Annotated in this window: 19 protein-coding genes; 11 read left to right on the top strand and 8 right to left on the bottom strand. The window is 39.3% G+C overall.

Annotated features, from left to right (window positions below; genetic code table 11):
- Positions 1 to 89: 89 nt before the first annotated feature.
- Positions 90 to 872 (bottom strand): response regulator transcription factor, encoded by a 783-nt coding sequence (locus H6G57_RS23315; protein ID WP_242049070.1) that lies wholly within the window; start codon positions 870 to 872, stop codon positions 90 to 92.
- A 262-nt stretch (positions 873 to 1,134) separates the two neighbouring features.
- Here H6G57_RS23315 and gvpA point away from each other — a divergent pair, with 262 nt between their 5' ends.
- From gvpA to H6G57_RS23280, 7 genes are all read left to right on the top strand, one after another.
- Positions 1,135 to 1,353: a gas vesicle structural protein GvpA gene (gene gvpA, locus H6G57_RS23310; protein ID WP_072717742.1), complete on the top strand. Its 219-nt coding sequence runs from the start codon at positions 1,135 to 1,137 to the stop codon at positions 1,351 to 1,353.
- Positions 1,354 to 1,558: 205 nt separating this feature from the next.
- Positions 1,559 to 2,581 carry a gas vesicle protein GvpC gene (gene gvpC / locus H6G57_RS23305; RefSeq protein ID WP_190522989.1) on the top strand — a complete coding sequence of 341 codons (1,023 nt, stop codon included), beginning with the start codon at positions 1,559 to 1,561 and terminating at the stop codon, positions 2,579 to 2,581.
- 122 nt (positions 2,582 to 2,703) lie between these two features.
- Positions 2,704 to 3,885: a gas vesicle protein GvpN gene (gene gvpN, locus H6G57_RS23300; protein WP_190522987.1), complete on the top strand. Its 1,182-nt coding sequence runs from the start codon at positions 2,704 to 2,706 to the stop codon at positions 3,883 to 3,885.
- Positions 3,886 to 3,893: 8 nt separating this feature from the next.
- Positions 3,894 to 4,256, top strand: a complete 363-nt coding sequence (locus H6G57_RS23295; RefSeq protein ID WP_190522985.1) for a gas vesicle protein — start codon at positions 3,894 to 3,896, stop codon at positions 4,254 to 4,256.
- A 918-nt stretch (positions 4,257 to 5,174) separates the two neighbouring features.
- On the top strand, positions 5,175 to 6,659 hold the full coding sequence (gene gltD / locus H6G57_RS23290; protein ID WP_190522983.1) for a glutamate synthase small subunit: 1,485 nt from the start codon (positions 5,175 to 5,177) through the stop codon (positions 6,657 to 6,659).
- Positions 6,660 to 6,792: 133 nt separating this feature from the next.
- A complete protein-coding gene (locus H6G57_RS23285; RefSeq protein WP_190522981.1) occupies positions 6,793 to 7,059 on the top strand; it encodes a hypothetical protein in 267 nt (88 codons plus the stop codon).
- The gene (locus H6G57_RS23280; protein ID WP_309236023.1) at positions 7,044 to 7,463 is read left to right on the top strand and encodes a PIN domain-containing protein; all 420 of its coding nucleotides are present in this window, start codon (positions 7,044 to 7,046) and stop codon (positions 7,461 to 7,463) included. Before H6G57_RS23285 ends, H6G57_RS23280 begins: the two co-directional genes overlap by 16 nt.
- Before the next feature lie 52 nt (positions 7,464 to 7,515).
- On the opposite strand, the gene H6G57_RS23275 is transcribed toward H6G57_RS23280, so the two are convergent.
- A complete protein-coding gene (locus H6G57_RS23275) occupies positions 7,516 to 8,082 on the bottom strand; it encodes a Uma2 family endonuclease (RefSeq protein WP_190522971.1) in 567 nt (188 codons plus the stop codon).
- A 167-nt stretch (positions 8,083 to 8,249) separates the two neighbouring features.
- Between H6G57_RS23275 and H6G57_RS23270 the strand changes: the two genes are divergently transcribed.
- Positions 8,250 to 10,979: a HEAT repeat domain-containing protein gene (locus H6G57_RS23270; RefSeq protein WP_190522969.1), complete on the top strand. Its 2,730-nt coding sequence runs from the start codon at positions 8,250 to 8,252 to the stop codon at positions 10,977 to 10,979.
- Between the two features lie 84 nt (positions 10,980 to 11,063).
- On the opposite strand, the gene H6G57_RS23265 is transcribed toward H6G57_RS23270, so the two are convergent.
- Entirely contained in the window at positions 11,064 to 11,525 is a 462-nt protein-coding gene (locus H6G57_RS23265) for a CYTH domain-containing protein (RefSeq protein WP_190522967.1), read from the bottom strand.
- A gap of 81 nt (positions 11,526 to 11,606) precedes the next feature.
- On the opposite strand from H6G57_RS23265, the gene H6G57_RS23260 reads away from it, so the two are divergent.
- The 3 genes from H6G57_RS23260 (at position 11,607) to H6G57_RS23250 (ending at position 15,384) form a co-directional block, all read left to right on the top strand.
- Positions 11,607 to 12,098: a gluconokinase gene (locus H6G57_RS23260; RefSeq protein ID WP_190522965.1), complete on the top strand. Its 492-nt coding sequence runs from the start codon at positions 11,607 to 11,609 to the stop codon at positions 12,096 to 12,098.
- A gap of 13 nt (positions 12,099 to 12,111) precedes the next feature.
- Positions 12,112 to 14,148, top strand: a complete 2,037-nt coding sequence (locus H6G57_RS23255; protein WP_190522963.1) for an FAD-dependent oxidoreductase — start codon at positions 12,112 to 12,114, stop codon at positions 14,146 to 14,148.
- Between the two features lie 201 nt (positions 14,149 to 14,349).
- Complete coding sequence (locus H6G57_RS23250; RefSeq protein ID WP_190522961.1) at positions 14,350 to 15,384, top strand: aromatic ring-hydroxylating dioxygenase subunit alpha; 1,035 nt, start codon at positions 14,350 to 14,352, stop codon at positions 15,382 to 15,384.
- Here the strand turns inward: H6G57_RS23250 and H6G57_RS23245 are convergent.
- The 5 genes from H6G57_RS23245 to H6G57_RS23225 form a co-directional block, all read right to left on the bottom strand.
- Positions 15,363 to 18,665: a SpoIIE family protein phosphatase gene (locus tag H6G57_RS23245; protein ID WP_190522959.1), complete on the bottom strand. Its 3,303-nt coding sequence runs from the start codon at positions 18,663 to 18,665 to the stop codon at positions 15,363 to 15,365. The genes H6G57_RS23250 and H6G57_RS23245 overlap by 22 nt on opposite strands.
- Positions 18,666 to 18,706: 41 nt before the next feature.
- Positions 18,707 to 19,300, bottom strand: coding sequence for a UbiX family flavin prenyltransferase (locus H6G57_RS23240; protein WP_190522957.1), 594 nt, complete (start codon positions 19,298 to 19,300; stop codon positions 18,707 to 18,709).
- A gap of 71 nt (positions 19,301 to 19,371) precedes the next feature.
- A complete protein-coding gene (locus H6G57_RS23235) occupies positions 19,372 to 20,712 on the bottom strand; it encodes a mechanosensitive ion channel family protein (protein ID WP_190522955.1) in 1,341 nt (446 codons plus the stop codon).
- An 11-nt stretch (positions 20,713 to 20,723) separates the two neighbouring features.
- Complete coding sequence (locus H6G57_RS23230) at positions 20,724 to 21,932, bottom strand: extracellular solute-binding protein (protein WP_190522953.1); 1,209 nt, start codon at positions 21,930 to 21,932, stop codon at positions 20,724 to 20,726.
- A 209-nt stretch (positions 21,933 to 22,141) separates the two neighbouring features.
- Positions 22,142 to 23,830, bottom strand: a complete 1,689-nt coding sequence (locus tag H6G57_RS23225; protein ID WP_190522952.1) for an NAD(P)H-quinone oxidoreductase subunit 4 — start codon at positions 23,828 to 23,830, stop codon at positions 22,142 to 22,144.
- Positions 23,831 to 23,931: the final 101 nt, after the last annotated feature.

Raw genomic sequence — 23,931 nt, 5'->3', positions numbered from 1 at the left:
GAAGGAGACAGGAGACAGAAAATAGGAGTTAATGATTTCTCCCCCGCTGCTTCCCCTGCTTCCTCTACTCCCCCTATTCCCCTTGATGCCTACTTTTTCTTTCCCTTGACTCCATTACCATCTACAGAAGACTCTGTAGAGATGGCGGGGTCGTCCGCGTTTCCTTTACCGTTCCCCGGAAGTTCCAGACAATACCCTGCACCATAGACCGTTTTAATATATCGAGGATGACGGGGATCGGGTTCCATCTTGGTTCGCAGATGACGAATATGAACTCGGATGGTTTCGATATCGTCATCGGGATCATAACCCCAAACTTCTTTTAAAATTTCACTGGGAGCAACCGTTTGACCATGACGTTGCAGCAAGCAGTGTAACAGTTCAAATTCCAAATGGGTTAACTTGACGGTTTTCTCAAACCAAATCGCCTCAAACCGTTCAGGAACTAACGTTAAAGCACCGTAGCTGAGAATTTCGCTATGTTTAGCCGCTTGCGGAATGCGATCGGTTCGTCGTAAGAGCGCCCTGACCCGCGCTAACATTTCTTCTAACTCAAAGGGTTTGGTTAGATAATCATCCGCACCTGCATTAAACCCTTCCACTTTATTTTGGGTTTGTCCTAACGCCGTTAACATCAGAATGGGAATATCTGCCGTGCGTTCATCCCGACGTAAACGTTGGCAGATGGTAAACCCATCGACTTTAGGTAACATCAAATCCAAAATAATTAAGTCTGGCAACAGTTGCATTGCCAAAGCTTGTCCTTTTATACCATCTTCAGCTTGGCTAACTTCGTAGCCAGCCATTTCTAGGTTGATGGCTACCAGTTCCGCGATCGCAGGGTCATCATCTATGACTAATATCCGGGGCATCATTTACTCTAGTAATTTGGGCTACGGTCTTCACAGTGTATGTGAATTGGGTTCCATAATAGAATAGTAAAAAATTTTAAACTTTTGTTAGAGCATTATTGAGAATGTAAAGTTTGATGAACAAATAGCCAGCCCCATATCGGCAATTGTAAAAAGAAGTAACAAAAGGGACTCAAAAATGTCGTTGTTTAGGGTATGATGACATCAAAGAACTGTATCAGGATATACCCAGTTCTTTCCACCAAAAAGGAGCAATAGACTCATGGCTGTTGAAAAAGTAAATTCATCCTCCAGTCTGGCTGAAGTGATTGATCGGATTTTAGATAAAGGGATTGTCATTGACGCTTGGGTGCGTGTTTCCCTGGTTGGGATCGAACTTTTGGCTATCGAAGCGAGAATTGTAATCGCTTCTGTAGAAACCTATCTCAAATATGCAGAAGCCGTTGGTTTAACCTCACAGGCGGCTGTTCCTGCGGTCTAAGAATTCTGAAATTAGCAACGGGTATGGAACAAAAAAGCACCAAGATTTGCTAAGGTTATGGAAAATTGCTTGAGCGGGTCAGAGTTGTCAAGAGTAATCTTTTATAGGATTGATCCAGCTAGGATGTAAGTTCAACTAACCCGATTCAAGGATCATACCCATTGCCCAATACGACACAATCCACCGATACGAGGGTTTGGAAATTATGGCTTTGAAAGACCAGTGGCAACAAGATCGCATCCAGCGCCAACAGACGGTTCAAGACCGTCAACAGCAGGTTCAAACGACATTAACTCTTTGGCAACAGGAACGGCAAAATCAAGCATTAGACGATCAAGCAATTCGACAAGAGTTTGTCACGAATTTGCAACAGCAAATTCACGGTTTATTAACGAATAACCAAGAAGAACGTTTGTTACTCGCCGAGGAACTGCAACAGCAACTCGAAGAGTTCATGCAGCAATTGTCCAAAGAGGTAGAGGAGTTTCTGCAACAAACCTCTGAGGAACGGTCTGAAATTGCAACTGACCTGCATCAACGGTTATCGCAATTTCGAGAAGACCTGGGAAATACGGTGACAAGTTTGTTAGCAGACTATCAGCAAAAGCGTTTTGACTTACGGGAACCTTTGCTTGAGGACTTAGCGTTATTTCGCCAAATCCTATCCCAATCGGTACAAAAGTATTTGGCGGAGTTAGACAGCCTGCACCAACAAATGGCACAAGGGTTACAACAACAACTCCAACAAAGTCGGATGCAAAGACAAGAGACCGTGAAAACGTTATTTGAAGATTTGGGGCAATTTCGCGCCGAACTGAAAGACTATCATCTAAAAATCCAACATAGTATTTGGGGCGATTCTCGCCGGGAGCCTAGCTCAGTTGTCACCCCTCCCAAATCGATTCCTCCCAAAACAGCTATCACTACCCCCCAACCTCCTCTCAGTTCAAAACCTCCTTTAAAAGCTAAGTCTCCCGCCCCTAAACCCCAAACGCCCCCGCGTTCAGTTCAACCGCAACCCACCAATACCTCATTGCAACTTGAACCCGTCACTCTCGATCAACGGGTCTACAACTATATCCAAAGCCATGAGAATGGTGCTCGATTAGCGGAAATTGAACAAGCTCTGGGAATTAATCGGGTGCAGACTGTCGATGCGATTCGGATCTTATTACAACAGGGACGTATTTCTCAACGCGATCGCGTTTATATTCCTGTTAAAAAATAGTAAGGGCGAGGTTTCCTTACCCTCCCTAGTTTCTATTCTCTGTTCCCTGCGATAACATTTAATTAAGCCTGCCGATAACGTCTAAACTCGGCAGTGTTTTAGCTGTTAATTTAATTAAAAATATGACTACCGTGCTTCAAGCTCGTCCTAAAGGCTTTGTCAATACTCCAGCACTTGAAAAACTTACCATTCGAGGGTTGAGGTATCTTCATAGTGGGTTTTCTCTCCATTTACGAGGGCCAGCCGGAACCGGGAAAACGACTATAGCGATGCACTTAGCGGATTTATTAAACCGTCCCATTGTCTTAATTTTTGGCGATGACGAGCTCCAGTCTTCCGATTTAATTGGGAACCAACTTGGCTATACTCGCAAAAAAGTAGTCGATAACTTTATTCATAGTGTGGTTAAATTAGAAGATGAATTCCGACAAAATTGGGTTGATTCTCGTCTAACCCTAGCTTGTAAAGAAGGGTTTACCCTGGTTTATGATGAATTTAACCGTTCTCATCCCGAAGCGAATAATGTTTTGCTCTCTGCTTTAGAGGAAAAATTATTAGTGCTTCCTCCTAGTAATAATAATTCAGAATATATTCGAGTTCATCCCCATTTTAGAGCCATTCTGACTTCAAACCCAGAGGAATACTGTGGAGTTCATGCAACTCAAGATGCGTTATTAGATCGGTTAATTACCATTGATATGCCAGAACCCGATGAGGAAACACAGCAAGAAATTTTAGTTCAAAAAATTGGCATTTCTTCAGAAGATGCTCAAAAAATCATTAAATTAATCAAAATTTATTTAGAAATAACCACCCCAAAACAAGCCATTCAACCTGTCCAAGATGGTAAATATCTCCGTGCCCCTATTAATAAATTGTCAGGTTTAAGACCGGGATTAATGATTTCCAAAATCTGTCATGAACATGATATTGCCATTGAGGCAGACAGTCAAGATTTTACCGACGTTTGTGCGGATGTATTATTATCTCGCACAGGTTTGCCATCAATAGAATCTCGCCGGAAATTAGAAAAAGTGATCAAAATTCTATTAACTGATGGTGACACTTCTGAGCAGAATTCTTTACTCCTGTTGGAAACACTATTAACGGAAAACAATGACTTAGAAATTGAAGAAAAAGTTTATGAATATTTACAACAATCTACAGGGGCGAGGGTTTCAGAAATTGAAGTGGCGTTAGGATTAAATCGAGTCCAAACCACGAATGTATTGCGCTCTTTATTAAAACAAGGCTATCTTAAACAGCAGGATAATCGTTTTTTTGCTGTGCAGAAGGAGAATTAATTTAACTTATGAACTCACAGCAACCTCTCTCAAATTTGCAACGGGGTGTTTCCACATCTACCCAAGGATCAAGTTTAGCTGATATTTTAGAACGGGTATTAGATAAAGGCATTGTTATCGCCGGGGATATTTCCGTTTCCGTCGGTTCAACGGAACTTCTTAATATTAGAATTCGGTTGTTAATTGCTTCGGTGGATAAAGCCAGAGAAATTGGGATTAATTGGTGGGAAAGTGATCCCTATTTAAGCAGTCAGGCGAAAGTTTTAGCCGCCAGTAATCAACAATTATTAGAACAGGTGAAATTATTAGAGGAGGAAGTCAAAGCATTAAAAGCGTTAACAGCACAAAAACAACCCGAAGAAACGCAATAATATGAACTTTGAGTTATAAATCGCTTCCGATTTCATCTATTGTAGCCGAGGTGAACCTATGGTTTTAATCGGGATTAATGTTCAGGTTTTCTAATCCATTTTTCAATATTGTTTTGTTTTTCAAAAGATTGTCAGGAAATATTGATATTTTATTGAAAATTACTCTCAAATAGTTGACGAATTGATGGGGGTTCTGGTAGACTATAAAAAACAGCACCCAAGGGGTTATTGTGTCTATGGGTCAAAATTGAGGTTAAAACCCTGATGCCATCGTCAAATATCTTGAATTGCTGACAGAATTCTTGCTTGGCGATGCACGAGTTTTTGAGAGGGACAGTTCAACCCTAGAAAGGACTCTTGACAAAATCAATAACTTATGTATTGATGGGAAATAGCGATCGCCTACGGTGGCGCGAAGCCCATCGCAATGACAAGGGAATGTTTAGGTTATCTCTGAAGGGAGTTATTTAATAATAAAATGGGGATAACTCTGCCCAGTGTCTAAACGGTATCCTCTACACCTAAGCTTTTGATTATTAATAGTTTTCTCGATAATTCTCTACTGAATTCGATATCTCTGTTTTGCCAAAGGTTTTGTGATCACGACGGATAAAACCGGATGGATTTCTGCCCTCGGCATCATTAAGAAATATTGAACAGTCCTTAAATTAATCTGAAAAATGCCCTAAAATTCAACAGGGCGAATCACAATGAGGAAAATTAAAGTATCTCAAATTTGTTAATTACTAATTTGTCATCAGTTGTTGACGATTTCCAGAAAAAAAAACAGGCTGAAGGTTGAAAAACTAACAATTTAAGCCTTTCAACAACAGCCCTGCGAATATATTAAACAACCTTGACCGTAAACCGAATCAAGATTGCTAACAACCAATACTCAACAGTTTAACGGAAAAAATTATGGGAAAACCGACTGGCTTTCTGGAATATGCTCGTGAACTTGCTGCGGAACTCGCCCCCCTAGATCGGGTTGGGAATTGGGATGAATTTCATCTCCCGATGGAAGATGACAAACTTCGCACCCAAGCCGCCCGGTGTATGGACTGTGGCACTCCCTTTTGCCATACAGGAACCATTATTAGTGGGATGGCAAGCGGTTGTCCTATCAATAACCTCATCCCCGAATGGAACGATTTAATTTATCGCGGACTTTGGAAAGAAGCCTTAGACCGTCTCCACAAAACCAATAATTTCCCTGAATTTACAGGTCGGGTTTGTCCGGCGCCTTGTGAGGGTTCCTGTGTTCTCGGCATTCATAACCCTCCCGTTACGATTAAAAATATTGAATGTTCAATTATTGATAAAGGCTGGGATGAAGGCTGGATCACCCCTGAACCCCCTAGCAAACGCACTGGAAAGAAAGTCGCGGTGATTGGTTCTGGCCCTGCGGGATTATGTGCGGCGGCGCAACTGAATAAAGCGGGTCATTGGGTCACGGTCTTTGAACGGGCTGACCGTCCGGGGGGATTATTAATGTATGGTATCCCCAATATGAAACTCGATAAAGAAAAAGTTGTCCTACGACGGCTGAAGGTATTGGAAGACGAGGGCGTTAAGTTTATTTGCAATACCGAAGTTGGCAAGGACTTTCCTGCCGAAAACCTGTTAAAAGAATTTGATGCGGTGATCCTCTGTACCGGGGCGACCAAACCCCGTGATCTTCCCATTGCAGGGCGAGAACTCAAGGGAATTCATTTTGCGATGGAGTTCCTCACAGCTAATACTCAGGCTGTTTTAAATAAGCAGTCAGGGAGTGATTTTATCTCCGCCCAAGGGAAAGATGTGGTAATTATTGGCGGGGGAGATACGGGGACGGACTGTGTGGGAACCTCTATTCGTCACGGTTGCAATAGTGTGGTGCAGTTGGAAATTTTACCTAAACCTCCCTCTGAACGCGCTGCTAATAATCCTTGGCCGGAATGGCCGAAGGTTTATAAAATGGATTATGGTCAGGAAGAAGCTGCCGCCAAATTTGGGGCTGACCCCCGTGTTTATCTAACAACTGCCACGAAATTTGAAGGGGATGACAATGGCAATGTTACAGCTATTCATACCGTTGAAGTGGAATGGGCGAAAAATGAGAAGGGTCAGTTTATTCCGCAGCACATTCCGGGGACGGAAAAGGTAATTCCGGCGCAATTAGTGTTATTAGCAATGGGATTTTTAGGGCCAGAACAACCGCTATTAGATGCTTTGGGTTTAGAACGGGATGCCCGCAGTAATGTTAAAGCTGAACATGGCAAGTATGCTACCAGTATTCCAGGGGTATTTGCGGCGGGTGATTGTCGTCGGGGTCAAAGCCTTGTGGTTTGGGCGTTTAATGAAGGTCGTGGCGCCGCCCGTGAATGTGATTTATATTTGATGGGACAGACGGATTTACCTTAATTTGTTGTTAGAAATCCCCTCCTTTTTTGGGGGGATTTTTGACGTTTTGCTGGTGTTATTGGAGAGTTTGAATAAATTAGCGATCGCATGATCAGCTATAATTAATTAGGTTTAACTGGAATTAATTCAAGTCATGCCAGATAACACTTTAAGTTGGAATCCTGATCCGACAATATTAGATCAACTTTTGATCTTAGCAGATCAACGTCATCAATCGGTTGAATCTTTAATTACAGAAGCGGTTAAATTCTACATCCAGAAGCAATTAGAAGTTCCTGATTTAGAATCTGATCCTTTAGTTGGACTCTTTGCTGGTTCTCCTAATTTAGCCAGTGATGCAGAGAATCAATTACAGCAAGAAATGACTCAAACTTCAGGATGGACGTGGAAAAATCCTTAGTAATTGGTGATACTGGTTTTGTTGTTGCTTTATTAAATCGTAATGATATTAAGCACCAAGATGTTGTTAAGATTTATAGCCAATATCCCAAAATAATACTTCCTCAAACCGTACTAACGGAAGTAGCCTATTTAGTGGGTCGAGATGCCGGAATTCAGACAGTTGCTAATTTTTTACGAGGTTTATCTGCTAGTCGTTTTCAGTTAATTGAATTAACTGATAGAGATTTACTCCAAGTTGCAGAAATTTTAGAACAATATCAAGATAGTCGCATTGATTTTGTTGATGCAACTGTTATGGCAGTAGCAGAACGTTATAAAATCACAACAGTTTTGACGTTAGATCAGCGAGATTTTCGCTTGTTTCGTCCGAAACATTGTCTGAGTTTTGAAATTTTACCTTAAAGAATAAGTTGATTAGCAATATTTAATGGCTGTCAAAAATTTTAGCCTAAGATTATTCATCTTCATCAAATACGGGAGGCCAGATCTCTGAAACTACTAATTCCCATCCGGGGAGGAGATCGGTTAAGGTTAAAATATCACCATTTCCTAATACAATAACTGGCTGATCGGGTTGGTAAACTTCCAGTTGACAGGTATCAGGATCAATCAGAATAGCAACTTTAACCCCTTGTTGCAGATACACTTGAATTTTATCTCGTATTTTTTTCAGGCGATCGCTTTGAGATTTTACTTCAACTACTAAATCGGGAACAAGAGTCGCAAAATAGCGAACACTACGGGGAAGGCGATCTCGCAACACAAAAGATACATCCGGCGCTTTTAGGTCACTATTGGGTAAAATAAACCCCCCTGCGGAGTCAAAAACACGACCCAGGCGACGGGGTTTGACCCAATTGCGAAGTTGGCTGGCAAATTCTAGGGAAACTTCACTGGCGACGATATCTGATGGGCCCATAATGGTAATATTACCTTGTTCGATTTCAATTTGATAGTCCAAGCCAGCTTCACTCAGGACTGACTCAATACGTTCTAGGTCTTTGACGGTCATTTCAGGCATGATGCAGAAGTCCAAATGGATTGTTATGACTGATTTGATGGAAAATGCGATCGCTCTTTTAACTTGACTCAAATTATATCTTGAGGAAAAATTTGTTGAACAGTATTTACGAAAACCGCAACGGGAAAATTCTATATTTGATTGGGCTTTAAAATTAGGAGGTTACAATGGAAACTAGCGATCGCACATCTCAAGAATATCAGACCGCTTTAGGAATTAACGATTGGGATTATTTTCTACCCAGAAATCATGTGAATAGTCCGGTGGAGGGGAAAGAGTATCGCATTTTCCAGCCCCAATGGAAACAGATCATTTTATTCTGGTTGGGGCGTGATGATATCAATTCAGAGGAAAAAGAAGCATTTATTCAAAAGTTAGTTGATTTTGATGATGGGTGTGGAGAATGGAGTTATAAAAACGCATATAAAGGTTTTTATGAATATCAAGCTTACTTTTTAGCTGCTGCGGGAATTAATGTTTTTCAAGAATGTAGTTTATCTGATGGAATTGTAGAACAAATTGTTAAATGTGGTTCTGGTTATTTTAAAAAATGGATAACTTTTATTGAACCAATAGGGCAAGGTGCAAGAATAGTATTAGCAGAGAATATTAGAGAAAAAGTTATTACTGATTTAATTCAAGTCTTAGAAACCACTGAGAGTGAAGTTGATCGCAGGTTAGTTGCCGATATTTTAGGGAAAATTGCCGTTGGAAATGAGTTAGCAATAGGGGCGTTAATTCGGGTCTTAGAAACCATTGAGAATGAATATACTTGCTGGACGGTTGCCTATAGTTTAGGAGAAGTAGCCGTTGGAAATGAATTAGCAATAAAGGTGTTAATCCAAGTATTAGAAACCACTGAGAATGCCGAGACTCGCTGGAGGGTTGCCGATAATTTAGGGAAAATAGCCGTTGGAAATGAGTTAGCAATACAGGTGTTAATCCAAGTATTAGAAACCACTGATGATAGAGTGACTCGTTGGACGGTTGCCAAGAGTTTAAGGAAAATAGCCGTTGGAAACGAGTTAGCGCTACAGGAGTTAATTCGGATCTTAGAAACCATTGGTGATGAAGATATTCGCTGGATGGTTGCCTATATTTTAGGGGAAATTCACCCTGAAAATGAGTTAGCAATACAGGTGTTAATTCGGATCTTAGAAATCACTGGGGATGAATATATTCACAGGTTAGTTGCCGAGGAGGGTCTAGGGAAAATTCCCGTTGGAAACGAGTTAGCAATACGGGAGTTAATTCGAGTCTTAGGAACCACTGAGGATGAAGATACTCGCAGGTGGGCTGCCTATATTTTAGGGAAAATTGCCGTTGGAAATGAATTAGCAATACAGGCGTTAATTCAACTATTAGAAACCACGGAAAATGAGTATGAATATACTCGCTGGATGTTTGCCTCTAGTTTATGGAAGATTGACCCTGAAAATCAGTTAGCAATACAGACGTTAATTCAAGTATTAGAAACCACTGAGACTGAATGGCTTCGCAGCATGGCTGCGGATAGCTTAGGAGAAATTGGCCCTAGAAATGAGTTAGTAAGACGGGCGTTAATTCAGGTTTTAGAAACCACTAAGGATGAAGATACTCGCTGGACGGTTGCCTATAATTTACGGAAAACTACCGTTGGAAATGAGTTAGCAATACAGGATTTAATTCAAGTATTAGAAACCACTGAGGATGAAGATACTCGCAAGTGGGTTGCCTATATTTTTTGGGATATTGCCGTTGGAAATGAGTTAGCAATACGGGCGTTAATTCAAGTATTAGGAAGCATTAAGGATGAAGATGCTGGCAGTACGGTTGCCGAGTGTTTAGGGGATATTGCTGTTGGAAATGAGTTAGCAATACGGGCGTTAATTCAAGCATTAGAAACCACTGAAGATGAAGATACTCGCAGGTGGGTTGCCGAGAGTTTAAGGAAAATTGACCCTGAAAATGAGTCAGCAATACGGGCGTTAATTCAAGTATTAGAAACCACTGAGAATGAAAATACTCGCAGTACGGTTGCCTATAGTTTAGGGGAAATTATCGTTGAAAATGAGTTAGCAATACGGGCGTTAATTCAAGTATTAGAAACCACTGAAGATGAATATACTCGCCGTACATTTGCCGAGAGATTAGGGGAAATTGCTGTTGGAAATGAGTTAGTAATACAGGAGTTAATTAGAGCATTAAAAACCACTCAGGATAAATATATTCGCTGGTCGTTTGCCTATAGTTTAGGAAAAATAATTCAAACCGAAAAACAATATGCAGATGTAGTTTCTGCCATCAAACATGACCTAACTAATGAAGTTTACAAGAATAATTTTGATCGGTTTGAAAGCTGCTATGACCTTCTCTGGCAATGCGCCGAAAATCTACCTTATCCCAAATTTTATCAAGCATGGCATCCCAACACCCTCACCCCCCATCCTGAAATAACTGATAATACCCCCGTTGAGGTATTGCCAACGGTGCGACAATTAGAGCAACAAATCACCGATATTTCTACCCAACTGTCTCACCTCCCTGTCCACTGCATCAACGTCAACAAATTACTAACCCTCAACATCAAAAACGAAATTGTCCAAGCTTTTTGTAACCGTCTCTATCCAAAATTATTACCTAATGAAACTATCCCACCAGTGCAGACCGTCACCGACTTAGAAAGGGAAATTATCCACCTGAAACAGCAACTCGAACCCCCCCATCTGTTCATTCTGTTACTCGCAGATGGGACACCCACCCCCGAATTCATCGACTATTGCGACTATCTCACGGAAGAATTACACCTCGGTTGGGTAACTCCCGACCCCCTACCCTTACCACCCCCGCAACGTTCCTTTGTGACGTCGCAGGAGAATTTATTAGAAGCGGTTGAAAGTTGGGTTGGGGAATATTAATCAACCCATTATCAAGAATTTATTGAGTTTAATTCTTGATTTTGTTAACTTTAAATTGTTGGGAAGAAAGCCCTGAAGGGCTTACTACGGTTTGAAGGGGTTTTTAACTAAATTGGAGTTATAATATCGGGGATCATGAGTTACCTCTTCTCCTATCCAGTCGGGTATTTCAATACTTTGATCTTCGGTTTCTAGTTCCACTTCGGCTAAGATTAATCCTTGATTCTCTCCCCAAAATTCGTCTACTTCCCAGGTTAAATCCCCCATTAATATTTTATATCGTGTTTTTTCAATTAAGGGGCGATCGCATAAGGTTTCTAATAATTCTTGAGCATCTTTAACGGGGATTTTATACTCAAATTCTGCCCGTCTCATTCCTGTTGTTGACCCTTTAATGGTTAAATAGCCTTGTTCTCCCACCACCCGCACTCGAACAGTTCGTCCATTATTGTTGCTAATATAGCCTTGACGATAGATTTCTCCGACGCCGAGCGATCGCCATCCATCCCCTTTGACTAAAAATTTCCGTTCGATTTCCGTTGCCATTTGCAGTGATTAAAAAAATCAGTTATACCTATATTTTAGCACAAATTTTTGATCTTTCACGTTCTCTTATTTTGAGCCATAATGATTATTTTAGTGATGGGGGTTTCCGGTTCTGGGAAATCAACAATTGGTCAACTTCTGGCGGAATCTTTGCAGTGGCAATTTCACGATGCTGATAATTTTCACTCTCCTGAAAATATTGCTAAAATGAGCAAAAATATTCCCTTGGGGGATAGCGATCGAATGCCTTGGTTAATGCAGCTTCAAAAGGCAATTGACTACTGGCTAGAAACTCAAAACAATGTCGTTTTAGCTTGTTCAGCGTTGAAGGATTCCTATCGTCTAATGTTATGGAGAGATCCTCAGCAAATGCGCTTAGTTTATTTAAAAGGGCCAGAAAAATTAATTCAACAACGGCTCCAAAGTCGCTATAATCATTTTATGTCGGCTAATCTTCTAGATACTCAATTAGACATTTTAGAAGAACCTAAAACGGCTTTATATGTTGATATTTCCGATCCCCCCTTAGAAATTATAGCTCAAATTCAAACCTATTTGCAGTTAAAACCTTAAGTTTAAGTGATCCATGACTGAACAATTTAACTCCTCTTCATTCTCTAATCTTTCTCGTCGTTCTGCCCTTAAAATTTTAGGGGTTGGTGCAGTAACAGGGGTATTAGGATATTCTCGATTTCATAAACCTGAACCTGCTATTTTCCAACCAGATATGATTAATTTACCGCAATTTTTATCTCAACCGAAGCACGTTGTTATTGTCGGTGGGGGATTAGCAGGATTAGCCTGTGGTTATGAACTTAGTCAACGAGGATTTAAAGTTACTGTATTAGAAAAGTCTCCTCAATTGGGCGGTAAAATTGCAAGTTGGGATATTCAAGTGGGGGATAAAACCTTTAAAATGGAACATGGATTTCATGGTTTTTTTCCTCAATATTATAACTTAAATGCTTTAGTTAATCAACTTAAAATTAAAGATGATTTTATATCTTTAGAATCCTATGCGGTTGTTTTTAGGAATAACCAATATCAACCGGAAATTTTTCGTCCTAGTCGGTCTGCTTTTCCTTGGAATATTGTTGATTTAGGGATATCTTCTCCTAATCGTTTAAACTGGGGAATTAATCTAACCCATCTCAATCATTGGCAGGTATTTCGAGAGATTGGAGGGTTTAAAATTCCTAATAGTTATCAACGCTTAGATGAGATTTCTGTTGCAGATTGGGTGCATGAAGATTTCCCTCAAGGATTATATGATTTATATTTTCTTCCCTTTGCAAAATCAAGTTTAAATGCACCAGATAAACTCAGTGTGGGGGAACTGATGCAGTTTTTTCATTTCTATTTTTTTGGTAATCCTGAAGGGTTAGCCTTTAATGGAACTCGCCAAGATATGGGAACCAGTTTAGTCCAACCTTTAGTGAATGCAATTCAAGAAAAAGGGGGAGAAGTTTTAACGGAAGTTACCGTTAGTAATTTTAACTGGAATCAAGGTCAAATTGACTCGATTACTTATTTTAAAGGGGATGAAATTAATACCGTTCCATTTTGGGTAAAATCTAATTCTCTGATATCATCTAAAGGGTTTGAATATTTTGGCAATGCTGATGATGTTTATGCTGTATCTACCCAAAATAACACAGCTATTTCTTTACACTGTACCCATCAAGGTTGTACTGTAAAAATGGCAGAAGACGGATATTTTCATTGTCCTTGTCATGGTGCTGTTTTTAATCAAAAAGGTGAGGTTATTTCTGGGCCAGGACAACGAAATTTACCACAATATCAAGTGATTCAAAGACAGAATGACCAAGTGCAGTTAGGACAAGAAATCACCCAACCCCCCAAAAATTGGGGGGAGGAGGGAAACTTTAAACGAGGGGTAAGTAATCTTCAGGATAAGGGCTTATCTGACTCTTTATCTGTTATCCCTGCTACAAATTCTCCCCAAATGATTCAAGCAGATTATTATGTATTGGCGACGGATATTCCAGGGACACAGCAGTTATTTACTTTAATGACCGGGGATATTAATGTGCAGATTAAGCAACAAATTGAACAATTACAAGTTGCTGATCCTTTTGCGGTTTGTCGCTTTTGGTTTGACCGAGATTTCCCTTGGGAATATAGCCATTTTACCTCATTATCGGGTTATGATTTAACCGATAGTATTACCCTTTATCATCGCATTCAAGATGAATATATTCAATGGCATCAAGAAACGGGAGGAAGTGTTGTTGAATTACACGCTTATTGTTATAAAGAAACTCAATTTCCGACTCAAGAAGCGTTATTAACGACGTTTGAACAAGAACTTTATGAAATTGTTCCCGAATTAAAATCCGCTACCTTATTACATCGAGAATTAGTGAATCAGAAAAATTTTGCTGGATATCCCCCCGGAAGTTATGCTAATCGTCCGGTTACAAATTCTGGGGTTTCTAACTTAATGTTTGCGGGAGATTGGGTTAAAATGCCGTTTCCTTGTGGTTTAATGGAAAGAGCGATTAGTAGTGGTTTATTAGCCGCTAATGAGATTTTACATCAGGAAGGTTTGCAAAGGCGATCGCTTTTTTCCGTCACTCCAGAAGGCTTTTTAAAGATATAGCCATTCTAAATAAATTTTAATATTTTACGGTAGGGGTTGGGAAACCCAACCCTCTTTGCACCTGGGTTGGGAAGGACGCCACCCCCACCGGAATTAAAATATAAATAGAAAAAGGATATAACTGGATTATAATAAGTTTAATTTAGGTTTTGGCTTGAAATTTTTTAAGTTCCGTTACTGGATTAATGACCACTGACTACCATGATAAATTCTAATATTAGACAGTTAGAAATTAATTTTAATTACTGGTATGTTGTTGCCAGCAGTAAAGAAGTTAAAAACCAACCTTTAGGGGTGAAATTATGGGATCAAAATATTGTTTTATTTCGGGATAATTCAGGAACAATTTATGCTTTAGAAGATCGCTGTCCCCATCGACAAGTTAAACTAAGTCATGGTAAAATTATTGAAAATAATTTAGAATGTGCGTATCACGGTTGGCAATTTAATCCTCAAGGAGACTGTGTAAACGTTCCCTATTTAGACGATAACCAAAAATTACCTAAAAATTGCAAAATTCGACAATACCCCGTTAAAGAATTAGATGGGTTTATCTGGTTATTTCTGGGAGAAAATGCCACAGAAATTCAACCGTTAGGGGTTCCTGAATGGGATGATTTGAATTATATTGCAACGGTTTCCGTTATCCATTATCAAGGGCATTTTTCCTTTTTAATTGAAAATTTAATGGATATGTATCACGGACATTTACACCAAGATTGGCAAGCGTGGACAGATGCTAAATTAGACAAAATCGAAGAAACTGAAAACCGAGTTGATGCTTACTATCAAGCGCAGAGTTATTATAAAATTGATAAAATTTGGTCAATTTCTCAGCTATTTTTTCCCAGTTTAAGACACCTTCATCCTGAACCTCTAACGGTCAGTTATATTTATCCCCATTGGTTTTCTACATTGGGAGAATATTTTAAAATCTATTGTTTATTCTGTCCCATTAGTTTAACGGAAACCCGTGCTTATTTAATTCATTTTACCTCTTTAAACGCCTTTTGGCGACTTCATAAACTCCCCATAAAATTTAGAAAATTTGTTAAAGATTTATGTTTTGGTTCTGCACAAAAACTATTAGATGGGTTAGTTAAACAAGATATTTTAATGATAGAAGAAGAACAACAAGCGTATTTACAATATCCCCAACGTAAAGGATATGAATTTAATCGGACGATTAAAAGTGTTCAACGGTTAATTCAACATCAAGCTGAATCCTTGACCTGAGCTTTTTGTTTTAAAATTAATAAAGTAATATCATCAAACTGTTTTTGTTCACCCCGAAACATCACAACATCATTGATAACCGCTTGTTTAATGTCTTCAATGGGGTTTTGCCAATTTTCAGAAATCACATTACAAAGCCGATTTAACCCATATTGTTCTTTACTTAAATTAAATGTTTCCGTAATTCCATCCGTATATAAAACCACTCCATCTCCTGCTTTTAACTCAACGGTTGTAGAATCAATAAATTCTGTAATCTCTTCATCTAATGCAATTGGCATTCCTAAATCTATCGTATCAATTCGTTCAATTGTACCATTAGAACGAACAATCAAAATTTCTTCATGCTGTCCACTGACCGTTAATAATCCTTGATAATAATTTAACAGAACTAACGTTAAATTTCGGTCAACATTCATCCGTTCAACGTTTTTATAAAGGGTGCGGTTGAGAATACTTAAAAATTGAATGGGGTCAGTTTCTCTAATTTCCTTAAGAGTGCGAATTCCGGTTTGCGTCATTAACATTAAAATCCCACTTTCTAACCCATGTCCGGTGACATCTCCAATTCCTAAAGTTACCACACCATCGGTTTCTAAAACATCATAATAATCTCCCCCCACTTCCTCTGCGGGTTCCATAAATCCCAAAATTTCTAATTCACGAATAGTCGCTAATTCTTCTGGTTTAGGTAGAATCATTTGTTGTAAACGTCGAGTGACTTCTAATTCTGTTGCTAACCGTAAATTTTCAGCATGGAGACGACTAATATTAATATGGGTACGAATTCTCGCTAACAATTCATCTTTTGCAAAGGGTTTCATCATATAATCATTTGCACCCATATTTAACCCCGTAACAATATCTTGAACTTGGGTTTTAGCGGTTAATAAAATAATCGGTAATTCCGTCGCATTGAAGCGTTCTCGTAGTTTTTGAGTCACTTCATATCCGGTAACTTTAGGCATCATCACATCCAATAAAATCATATCCGGTTTCAGTCCATGCTCAATTAATTCTAAGGCTTCTTCTCCATTGGTTGCTTGATAAACAGCATAATTATTTAATGAAAGATTATTAAATAGAACTTGACGGTTAACTACTTCATCATCCACAATTAAAATTTTTATCGTTTCTGGAGAATAATCTTTTAGCGGTTGAGAAAAGTTAGGATTAATCGCAATTAAAGGATTAATTTGTAACGGTTTTATTGAATTCTTAATCCGATTTTCGGGTAGTTTTTTAATGGCATCTTCAGCAATGGGGAGGGTAAATGTAAATTGAGAACCGATACCTAACTCAGAGTGAACCGTAATTTCACCGCCATGTAATTCCACCAATTGTTTTGTAATGGTTAATCCTAATCCTGTTCCGCCATATTCTCTCGCGGTAGACCCTTCCGCCTGTTCAAAGGATTCAAAAATTCGCTCTAATTTATCCGCAGCAATTCCAATTCCGCTATCAGAAATGGTAATCGCCATTTGAGGTTTTTCCGTTTCCGATAAAATTCGGGCTGATATTTCTACGATTCCTTCAGAAGTAAATTTGATAGCATTTCCTATTAAATTATACAGGATTTGTTGTAAGCGATTTTCGTCAGCTTCTGCCAAGGGAAAGTCGGCGGGAATGCGATTAATAATATGCAGATCTTTTTGAGTAATTAAGGGTTGACTCAGAATAGAAACCGCATTAACAATACTATAAACATCCACAGGTCGCAACTGCAATTCAATATTTTTGTGGCGGAGTTTAGAGAAATCTAAAATATCACCCACTAAACTTGATAAACGCCGACCACTGGCAACAATCATCGCTAAGTTACTATTGGTTTCTGCTGGTAAATCCCCCGTTACTCCCTCGATTAAAGATTCAGCAATGCCAATAATTCCATTTAAAGGGGTTCGCAATTCATGGGAAGTATTCGCCAGAAATTCATCTTTTAATTGATCTAAATCTTGCAATTCTTTATTTTTAGCTTCTAAAATAGTAAAGGATTCTTTTAGCTGTTTTGCCATCCGACTAAAGGATTTTCCTAATTGACCGAGTTCGTCTTTTCGCTTTAAATTAAGCGTTTGTTCCCAATTCCCTTGAGCAATTTGTTTCGCTGCGGAATTTAACTGTAATATTGGTTTAACAATCCATTGGGCGGTTAATAATCCGATCACTGTTGCTCCTAATAATGCCAAACTACATAAAAGAATGGTTGTGCGAGTATTAGCATTAATTTGTTCCATAAAATCTGATTCAGGAACAACAACCAGAATTAACCAATTAACGGTTTTTCCTTTATTAAAGGATAACACTTTAACAAAATAGCGATCTTGTTTCCATGTAAATTTAAGATCTTGTCCTTGTTTAATATCGTTTAAATTTCCTTGAGTTTCAATTAAATACTTTGCTGTGGCTTGAGTTAATAAATTTTTACTATTAACAGCAGGAAATAACTGCCTTTCATTATTAATTTCTTGAAAAGGTTTTTCTAAGGTTGATGTGGCTAACAACGTGCCCTTACTATCGATTAAAAAAGTTTGTCCTGATTTTCCTACCTTTAATCGGTTTAAAAAATCTCCAATTCCATCTAACCGTAAAGCTGTATTCAGAACCCCCTGAATTTGTTGAGTTTGAGGATTATAAACCGGGAGTAAAGCACTCATTAATAACGTGGGTTCTAATAAGGATAAATAAACGGAACTCCAAGTGGTGCCTCCCGCTTTCACTGCGTCTTGATACCAAACCCCCTTGCGGGTATCAAAATCTTTAACAATGGTTGCAACTTTTGTGCGATCGCCTTTAAAATTAGTTTCATAGGAATAAAAATCAAAATTAGTAAATTTATCAATCACATTCAGTCTTAATGAACCATTCCCTAACTGTTCTCCCGTGCGTTCCTGACCTGCTGCATTGGTAACTTTAATAAAATTAATCTCAGGAAAAATTTGAACTTGTCCCCAGAGATATTTTTCCCAAGAGTTTAAATCTTGAAACGTTAAAACTCCTGAACGAATTAAATTTAAGTTGGTTTGATTAATTTTTTCGGGAACCATTAAATACGCTTCTAAATTTTGTTCAACCCTCGCACTAATTTCATTTTGTAACTGACTAACAACTTCATGAACAGATTTCTGACCCGCTTGAAACGATAGCCATCCGACAACGCCAACCGCCCCAAAAATTTGAAGTAAAAATGGTACAATCAAAACCGTTCGGATCGGAATTGGATGCCGAGATTTCCGAACAATTTTGAACCAGATTAACTGAACTTGAGGTAAGCGAATTGACATAGATTATAGGAAGTTATTAAATGAATTGAACCCTATCCTATCTACATCTTAGACCCACCGAGATCAATTTCTTCTCCCCAACGTTTTAACTGACCAACTTCAATATCAAACAAATCAAGCACCCGACAAACCGTATTCGTCACCATTTCATCAATTGACTCCGGCATCGTATAAAATGCAGGAACCGGAGGCATAATAATCCCCCCACATTCAGTCACGGTTAACATATTTTTGAGATGAATGGCATGGAGGGGAGTTTCCCGTACCATTAACACTAACCGACGGCGTTCTTTGAGCACCACATCCGCCGCACGGGTGAGGAGGTTACTCGTTACCCCCGTTGCAATTTCAGCTAAGGTTTTCATCGAACAGGGAAGAATCACCATCCCCATCGTCCGAAAGGAACCACTCGATATCGCCGCTCCCACATCATTAATAGAATAGCTGACGCTGGCCAGATTGTGAAGGTGTTTCCCATCGAGTCCTAACTCATGGGCTCTGGTGATTTCTCCAGCGCGGGAAACAACAAGATGGGTTTCTACATCGGTTTTCTGTAGGAGTTCCAACAAACGCACGGCATAAATAATACCACTCGCCCCACTAATACCAACGATGAGACGTTTAGAACTGGTCATGTTGACAAATTGGAGGCTTACTAATTTTAATGTTGATATTTTAACTCAATTGAAGTCCCCTAGGGGGAGAATTAATTATGTCTGATATCGCTACGGATATGTAAATCCCGTTGAGGATAGGGAATTTCAATATTTTTATCAGCAAAAGTTTTCCAAATTTCACAAGAAATTTCACTCATAATTCGTTTACCTCCGATGGGAGTTTCTAACCAAACAGCAATCTCAAAATCTAAACTAGATTCTCCAAAATTGATCAAATAGACTAAAGGAGCCGGATCATTTAAAACTTCACGATGTTGATAGACAATTTCTAATAAAATTTCAATCACGTCTTGAGGATTACAATCATAACTCACTCCCACAATTAAAGATTTTCGGACTCGCCGATCACTCCCTGTCATCGTTTTGAGTTCTTGGGTAAATAAGAGTTGATTGGGGATAATTTTTTCTGAATTATCTCGAATGACTTGTACCGTTGTGGCGCGGATACTGACTTTTTTAACCTCGCTAGATTCTCCTCCAATTTCAATAATATCTCCGGGTCGTAACGAGCCTTCAAACAGTAATAGGATTCCACTAATTAAATCACTAAAAATCTCTTTTAAGCCAAAGCCAATACCAACGGATAATCCCCCGGTAATGGCAGCAAAAGCTGTGGGATTAAACCCAATATATCCAATTACAATCACTATCCCTAAACCGATTAAAAAATAACGAATTAAAATCAAAGAAGCTTGAAATGCACCCGAATCTAGTTCTGTTTTATCAACAATAATTTGCAGAATCACATATTGTAAAATACTCACAGCCACTATCCATAAATATAACCCCACTGTACTGATAAAAATTGCTTCTAGGGTGATGGGGCTGTTAAATAAATTGATCACCTCAACTTGCATCAGTTGATTGATATCTAAAAATAAACTTAAAATTTCTCTCAAAACATATAAAATAAATATCGGTCTAAAAAAATAAAATTTGTACTCTTTAACCCGGTGAATGGGAACAAATAAACATAATCCGATTGAAAAGACCCGATAGAATAGATAAACCCATAAAAGCTGGATGGCGGTACTCAGGAGTCCTGTTATCCATCCTTGAGTAGTGAATAAATTCTGAACTAAAGTTAATACAATTAAGTTAAATCCCCTGCCAACTAGATCGGGAATCAAGCCTAATCCACACCAATAAGGAGCTAATGTTGTTCCTTCTTTTAGAGCTTTATCCAGACTAATTTTAAATTGTTTAAATTGCTGTAGGATTTTTTTGCTTACCCCATAGGATAGGCCATGACTCAATACAATTGAGATCAAAATTACCACTAATTGAATTTGCACCGGAGAACGAGCCAAAAAAATCAAGAGTTTAGTAATTTGATCAACAAGAAATGTTAAATCGGGTTGATTAGACATATCAGATTTTTTTAGGGTTTAATCAATTGTTGATGAAAGGTTTTAGAAATTTTTTGAGCCGCATCTTCAGGAGTGATGCTTCCCGCTAATACTTGAGGATATAAACTATTGCCATCTTTCACCCAAACACGAGCCGATTTAACTTGGTCTAGGGGAATTGCGATGGCAGTTTTAGATTGCTGGACTAATATTGCTTCTAGGGGAAACAAACGACTATTAACATGAACTTGATAAGCCGGAATAAAAGAACCTCGGAGGATCATTAACCGCTTGCGAATCTGTTCCCGATTTGTAAAAAATTGAGCTAATTGTTGGGATAACTGTTGTTGTTCAGGACTAGACATCCGATTAAACAAAATGACACGGGAATAAAGAAGCGGCGCTGCGGGATTGTTCCCTTCCCCCGGTAATAGGGTGATACCCAAGTTATCTTTTCCTAAAGCTTGTTCATAGTCTACAAACTGGGAAGAATCACAAAACACATAGGCTAATCGGTTATTAGTAAAGGCTTGTTGTAAAACATCAATACTATCAGTAAAAATCATATTGGGTTCAGATTGGGCGTTTTTTAGCCACTCCATCCATTTTGCCCAACTGTTTTGATCAAAAACAAAATCACCTTGGGCATTAAAGGATTTTCCCCCAAAAACTTGCACCCCCCAAAAGGTGTTGACAAAGGTAGACCAGATTCCTACTGAATAACCGTCTTTTGCTTGTTGTAGAAGTTCTGTTAAAGTTTTAGGGGGAGACTTAACTTTCTTTTTGTTATAGCAAAGAACTTGAGTCATCACAGAAGTGGGGATACCATAAATTTTTCCTTGATAACGAACATGACTCATGGCTGTCGGAAGGTAACCAGAAAAGTCAAAATCGTCAATCTCTGGAATCAAATTATCGTGAATTAAACTTGGAATTACCCCAGAAGTCGTCAATAGAAGATCAGGCCCTAAACCTCGATTGACTTGTTGACGAAACTGCTGCTCTAATTGATCAGCCGGAATATATTCACTAACAATCCTGACGTTAGGATACAGTTGTATATAATCATTAAAAGACTGTTGGATCATGTCCTTGATTTTGCCATCAAAGGAATGCCAAACTAAAATCTGTCCCTGAATTGATTCTTGCTGAGACTCAGAGCTTTTCTCCGAACCCTTAAGACTACAACTGGTCAGGAAAATAAAAATTAAGACAATTAATTGTAAAAAACGATAACGCACTGGATTTACCTGTTCTCTAGGTTAGATTGCTCAACCTCAAACGAATTATGGGTTGAACATAAAAAATAATGGCTAATCCTTCAGCGATTGATTATATCCTGAAAGGCCTGCTCTGTTAATTTATTCCCGATTCCATGCTATACCAAAAACAAACGATCGCCTTTTTCAATAAAAGCGATCGCTATTTTGATTAGATTGAAATGCAAATGTTATTTAAACATTCCTGAAACCGAAGCCACTTCGGGTTTAGCAATGCGAGGAGCTAAAAATCCTTTGGCATATAAATCAGGATTTGCTTTTGCCACTTGAATATAAGAATCCCGTACCTGATTATTGAGGGCAACGGTTTTGACATCATAAACCTTAGTCACCAGTTTAGGATATAACCCAATTCCTACAATCAGTACCAGGAAAGAAGCCGCAATCAAGATTTCGCGGGGTTTGGCATCACTGAAGGTCGCTTCTGTAGGAAGTACACAACTGGTTCCAAAACAAAACGCTTCTTGTTCACCGGGATTTTGTAAGCTTGTATTATTCAGCATACAAACAGGGGCTTCACCCGTTGCGTAGAACAGTTGACGCAGCATTGACAGTAAGTAAATCGGGGTGAGAATTAATCCCACACCTGCAAGGGTCACAATCACAACCCGGAAGGTCGAGCTATAGATATCGCTAGTGGTAATACCGATAAACACTAACACTTCACTGGCAAAGCCACTCATACCCGGTAAGGCTAAAGAAGCCATAGCTCCGGCTGTAAATAGAGCAAACACTTTCGGCATCGCTTTACCGATATAGCCCATTTCATCCAAAGCCAAGGTATGAGTCCGGTCGTAGGTAACACCCGCTAGGAAGAATAGCACCGCCGAGATTAAACCGTGAGAGATCATTTGTAATAATGCGCCACTCACGCCAATATCGGTAAAGGAAGCAATTCCCAGTAACACAAATCCCATGTGAGACACAGAGGAATAGGCTAGGCGACGCTTCATATTGGATTGGCCAAAGGAGTTTAAGCCACCATACACAATATTGACAACGCCTAAAATCGCTAGAATGGGAGCAAAGTAGATATGGGCATCGGGCAGCATTTCCATATTCACCCGAATCAAACCATATCCGCCCATTTTTAACAGCACTCCAGCCAGAATCATTGAAACCGGAGCGGAGGCTTCCCCGTGAGCATCCGGGAGCCAAGTGTGCAGGGGGAAAACAGCCAATTTCAAGCCAAAGGCAATTAGTAACCCGGCATACATTAATAGTTCTAGGGTGAGGGGATAATCCTTCAGACCCAGTTCCACCATATCGAAGGTTAAGGGGCCACCGCCATAGAAAGCCATTGCTAAGGCAGCTACTAAGATGAATAAGGAAGCAGCGGCCGTATACAATAAAAATTTAGTAGCGGCGTAGCGACGTTTTGGCCCGCCCCAGATAGAAACCAACAAATACACCGGAATTAATTCCAGTTCCCAGACAATAAATAGGAGTAGTAAGTCTTGGGCAACGAATACCCCAATTTGGGCCGAATACAGCACCAACATCAGGAAGTAGAACAGACGAGGTTTTTGATCAACCTGCCATGCTGCAAAAATAGATAGAGTTGTAACTAATCCGGCTAGAAGTACGAGGGGAAGGGAAAGACCGTCTACTGAAACGGCCCAGTTCAAACCCAATTGAGGCGCCCAGGCAAATTTTTCCACGAGTTGGAAATTTGCACTGCTCGCATCGTAATACTTCCAGAAGACATAGCACATTAATAATAAGTCCGCGATGCCTACACCGAGGGCATACCAGCGCAACTGTTTGCCGTTTTGATCAGGCAAGACAGGAATGAGCAGGGAAGCTACGAGTGGGAGCAGGACAATCGTGGTAAGCCAGGGAAATTGATCCGCCATCATGACAGTAAGAACAAATACTTATCTGTGAATGATTTCATTGTACTAAACTTTGTAACGATTTGTATATAAAATTTTACCGAAGATAACAATTGACTAAAATC

Source organism: Planktothrix sp. FACHB-1365, from assembly GCF_014697575.1.
Taxonomy (GTDB): Bacteria; Cyanobacteriota; Cyanobacteriia; order Cyanobacteriales; family Microcoleaceae; genus Planktothrix.
This window is presented reverse-complemented; position numbering and strand designations above follow the sequence as displayed.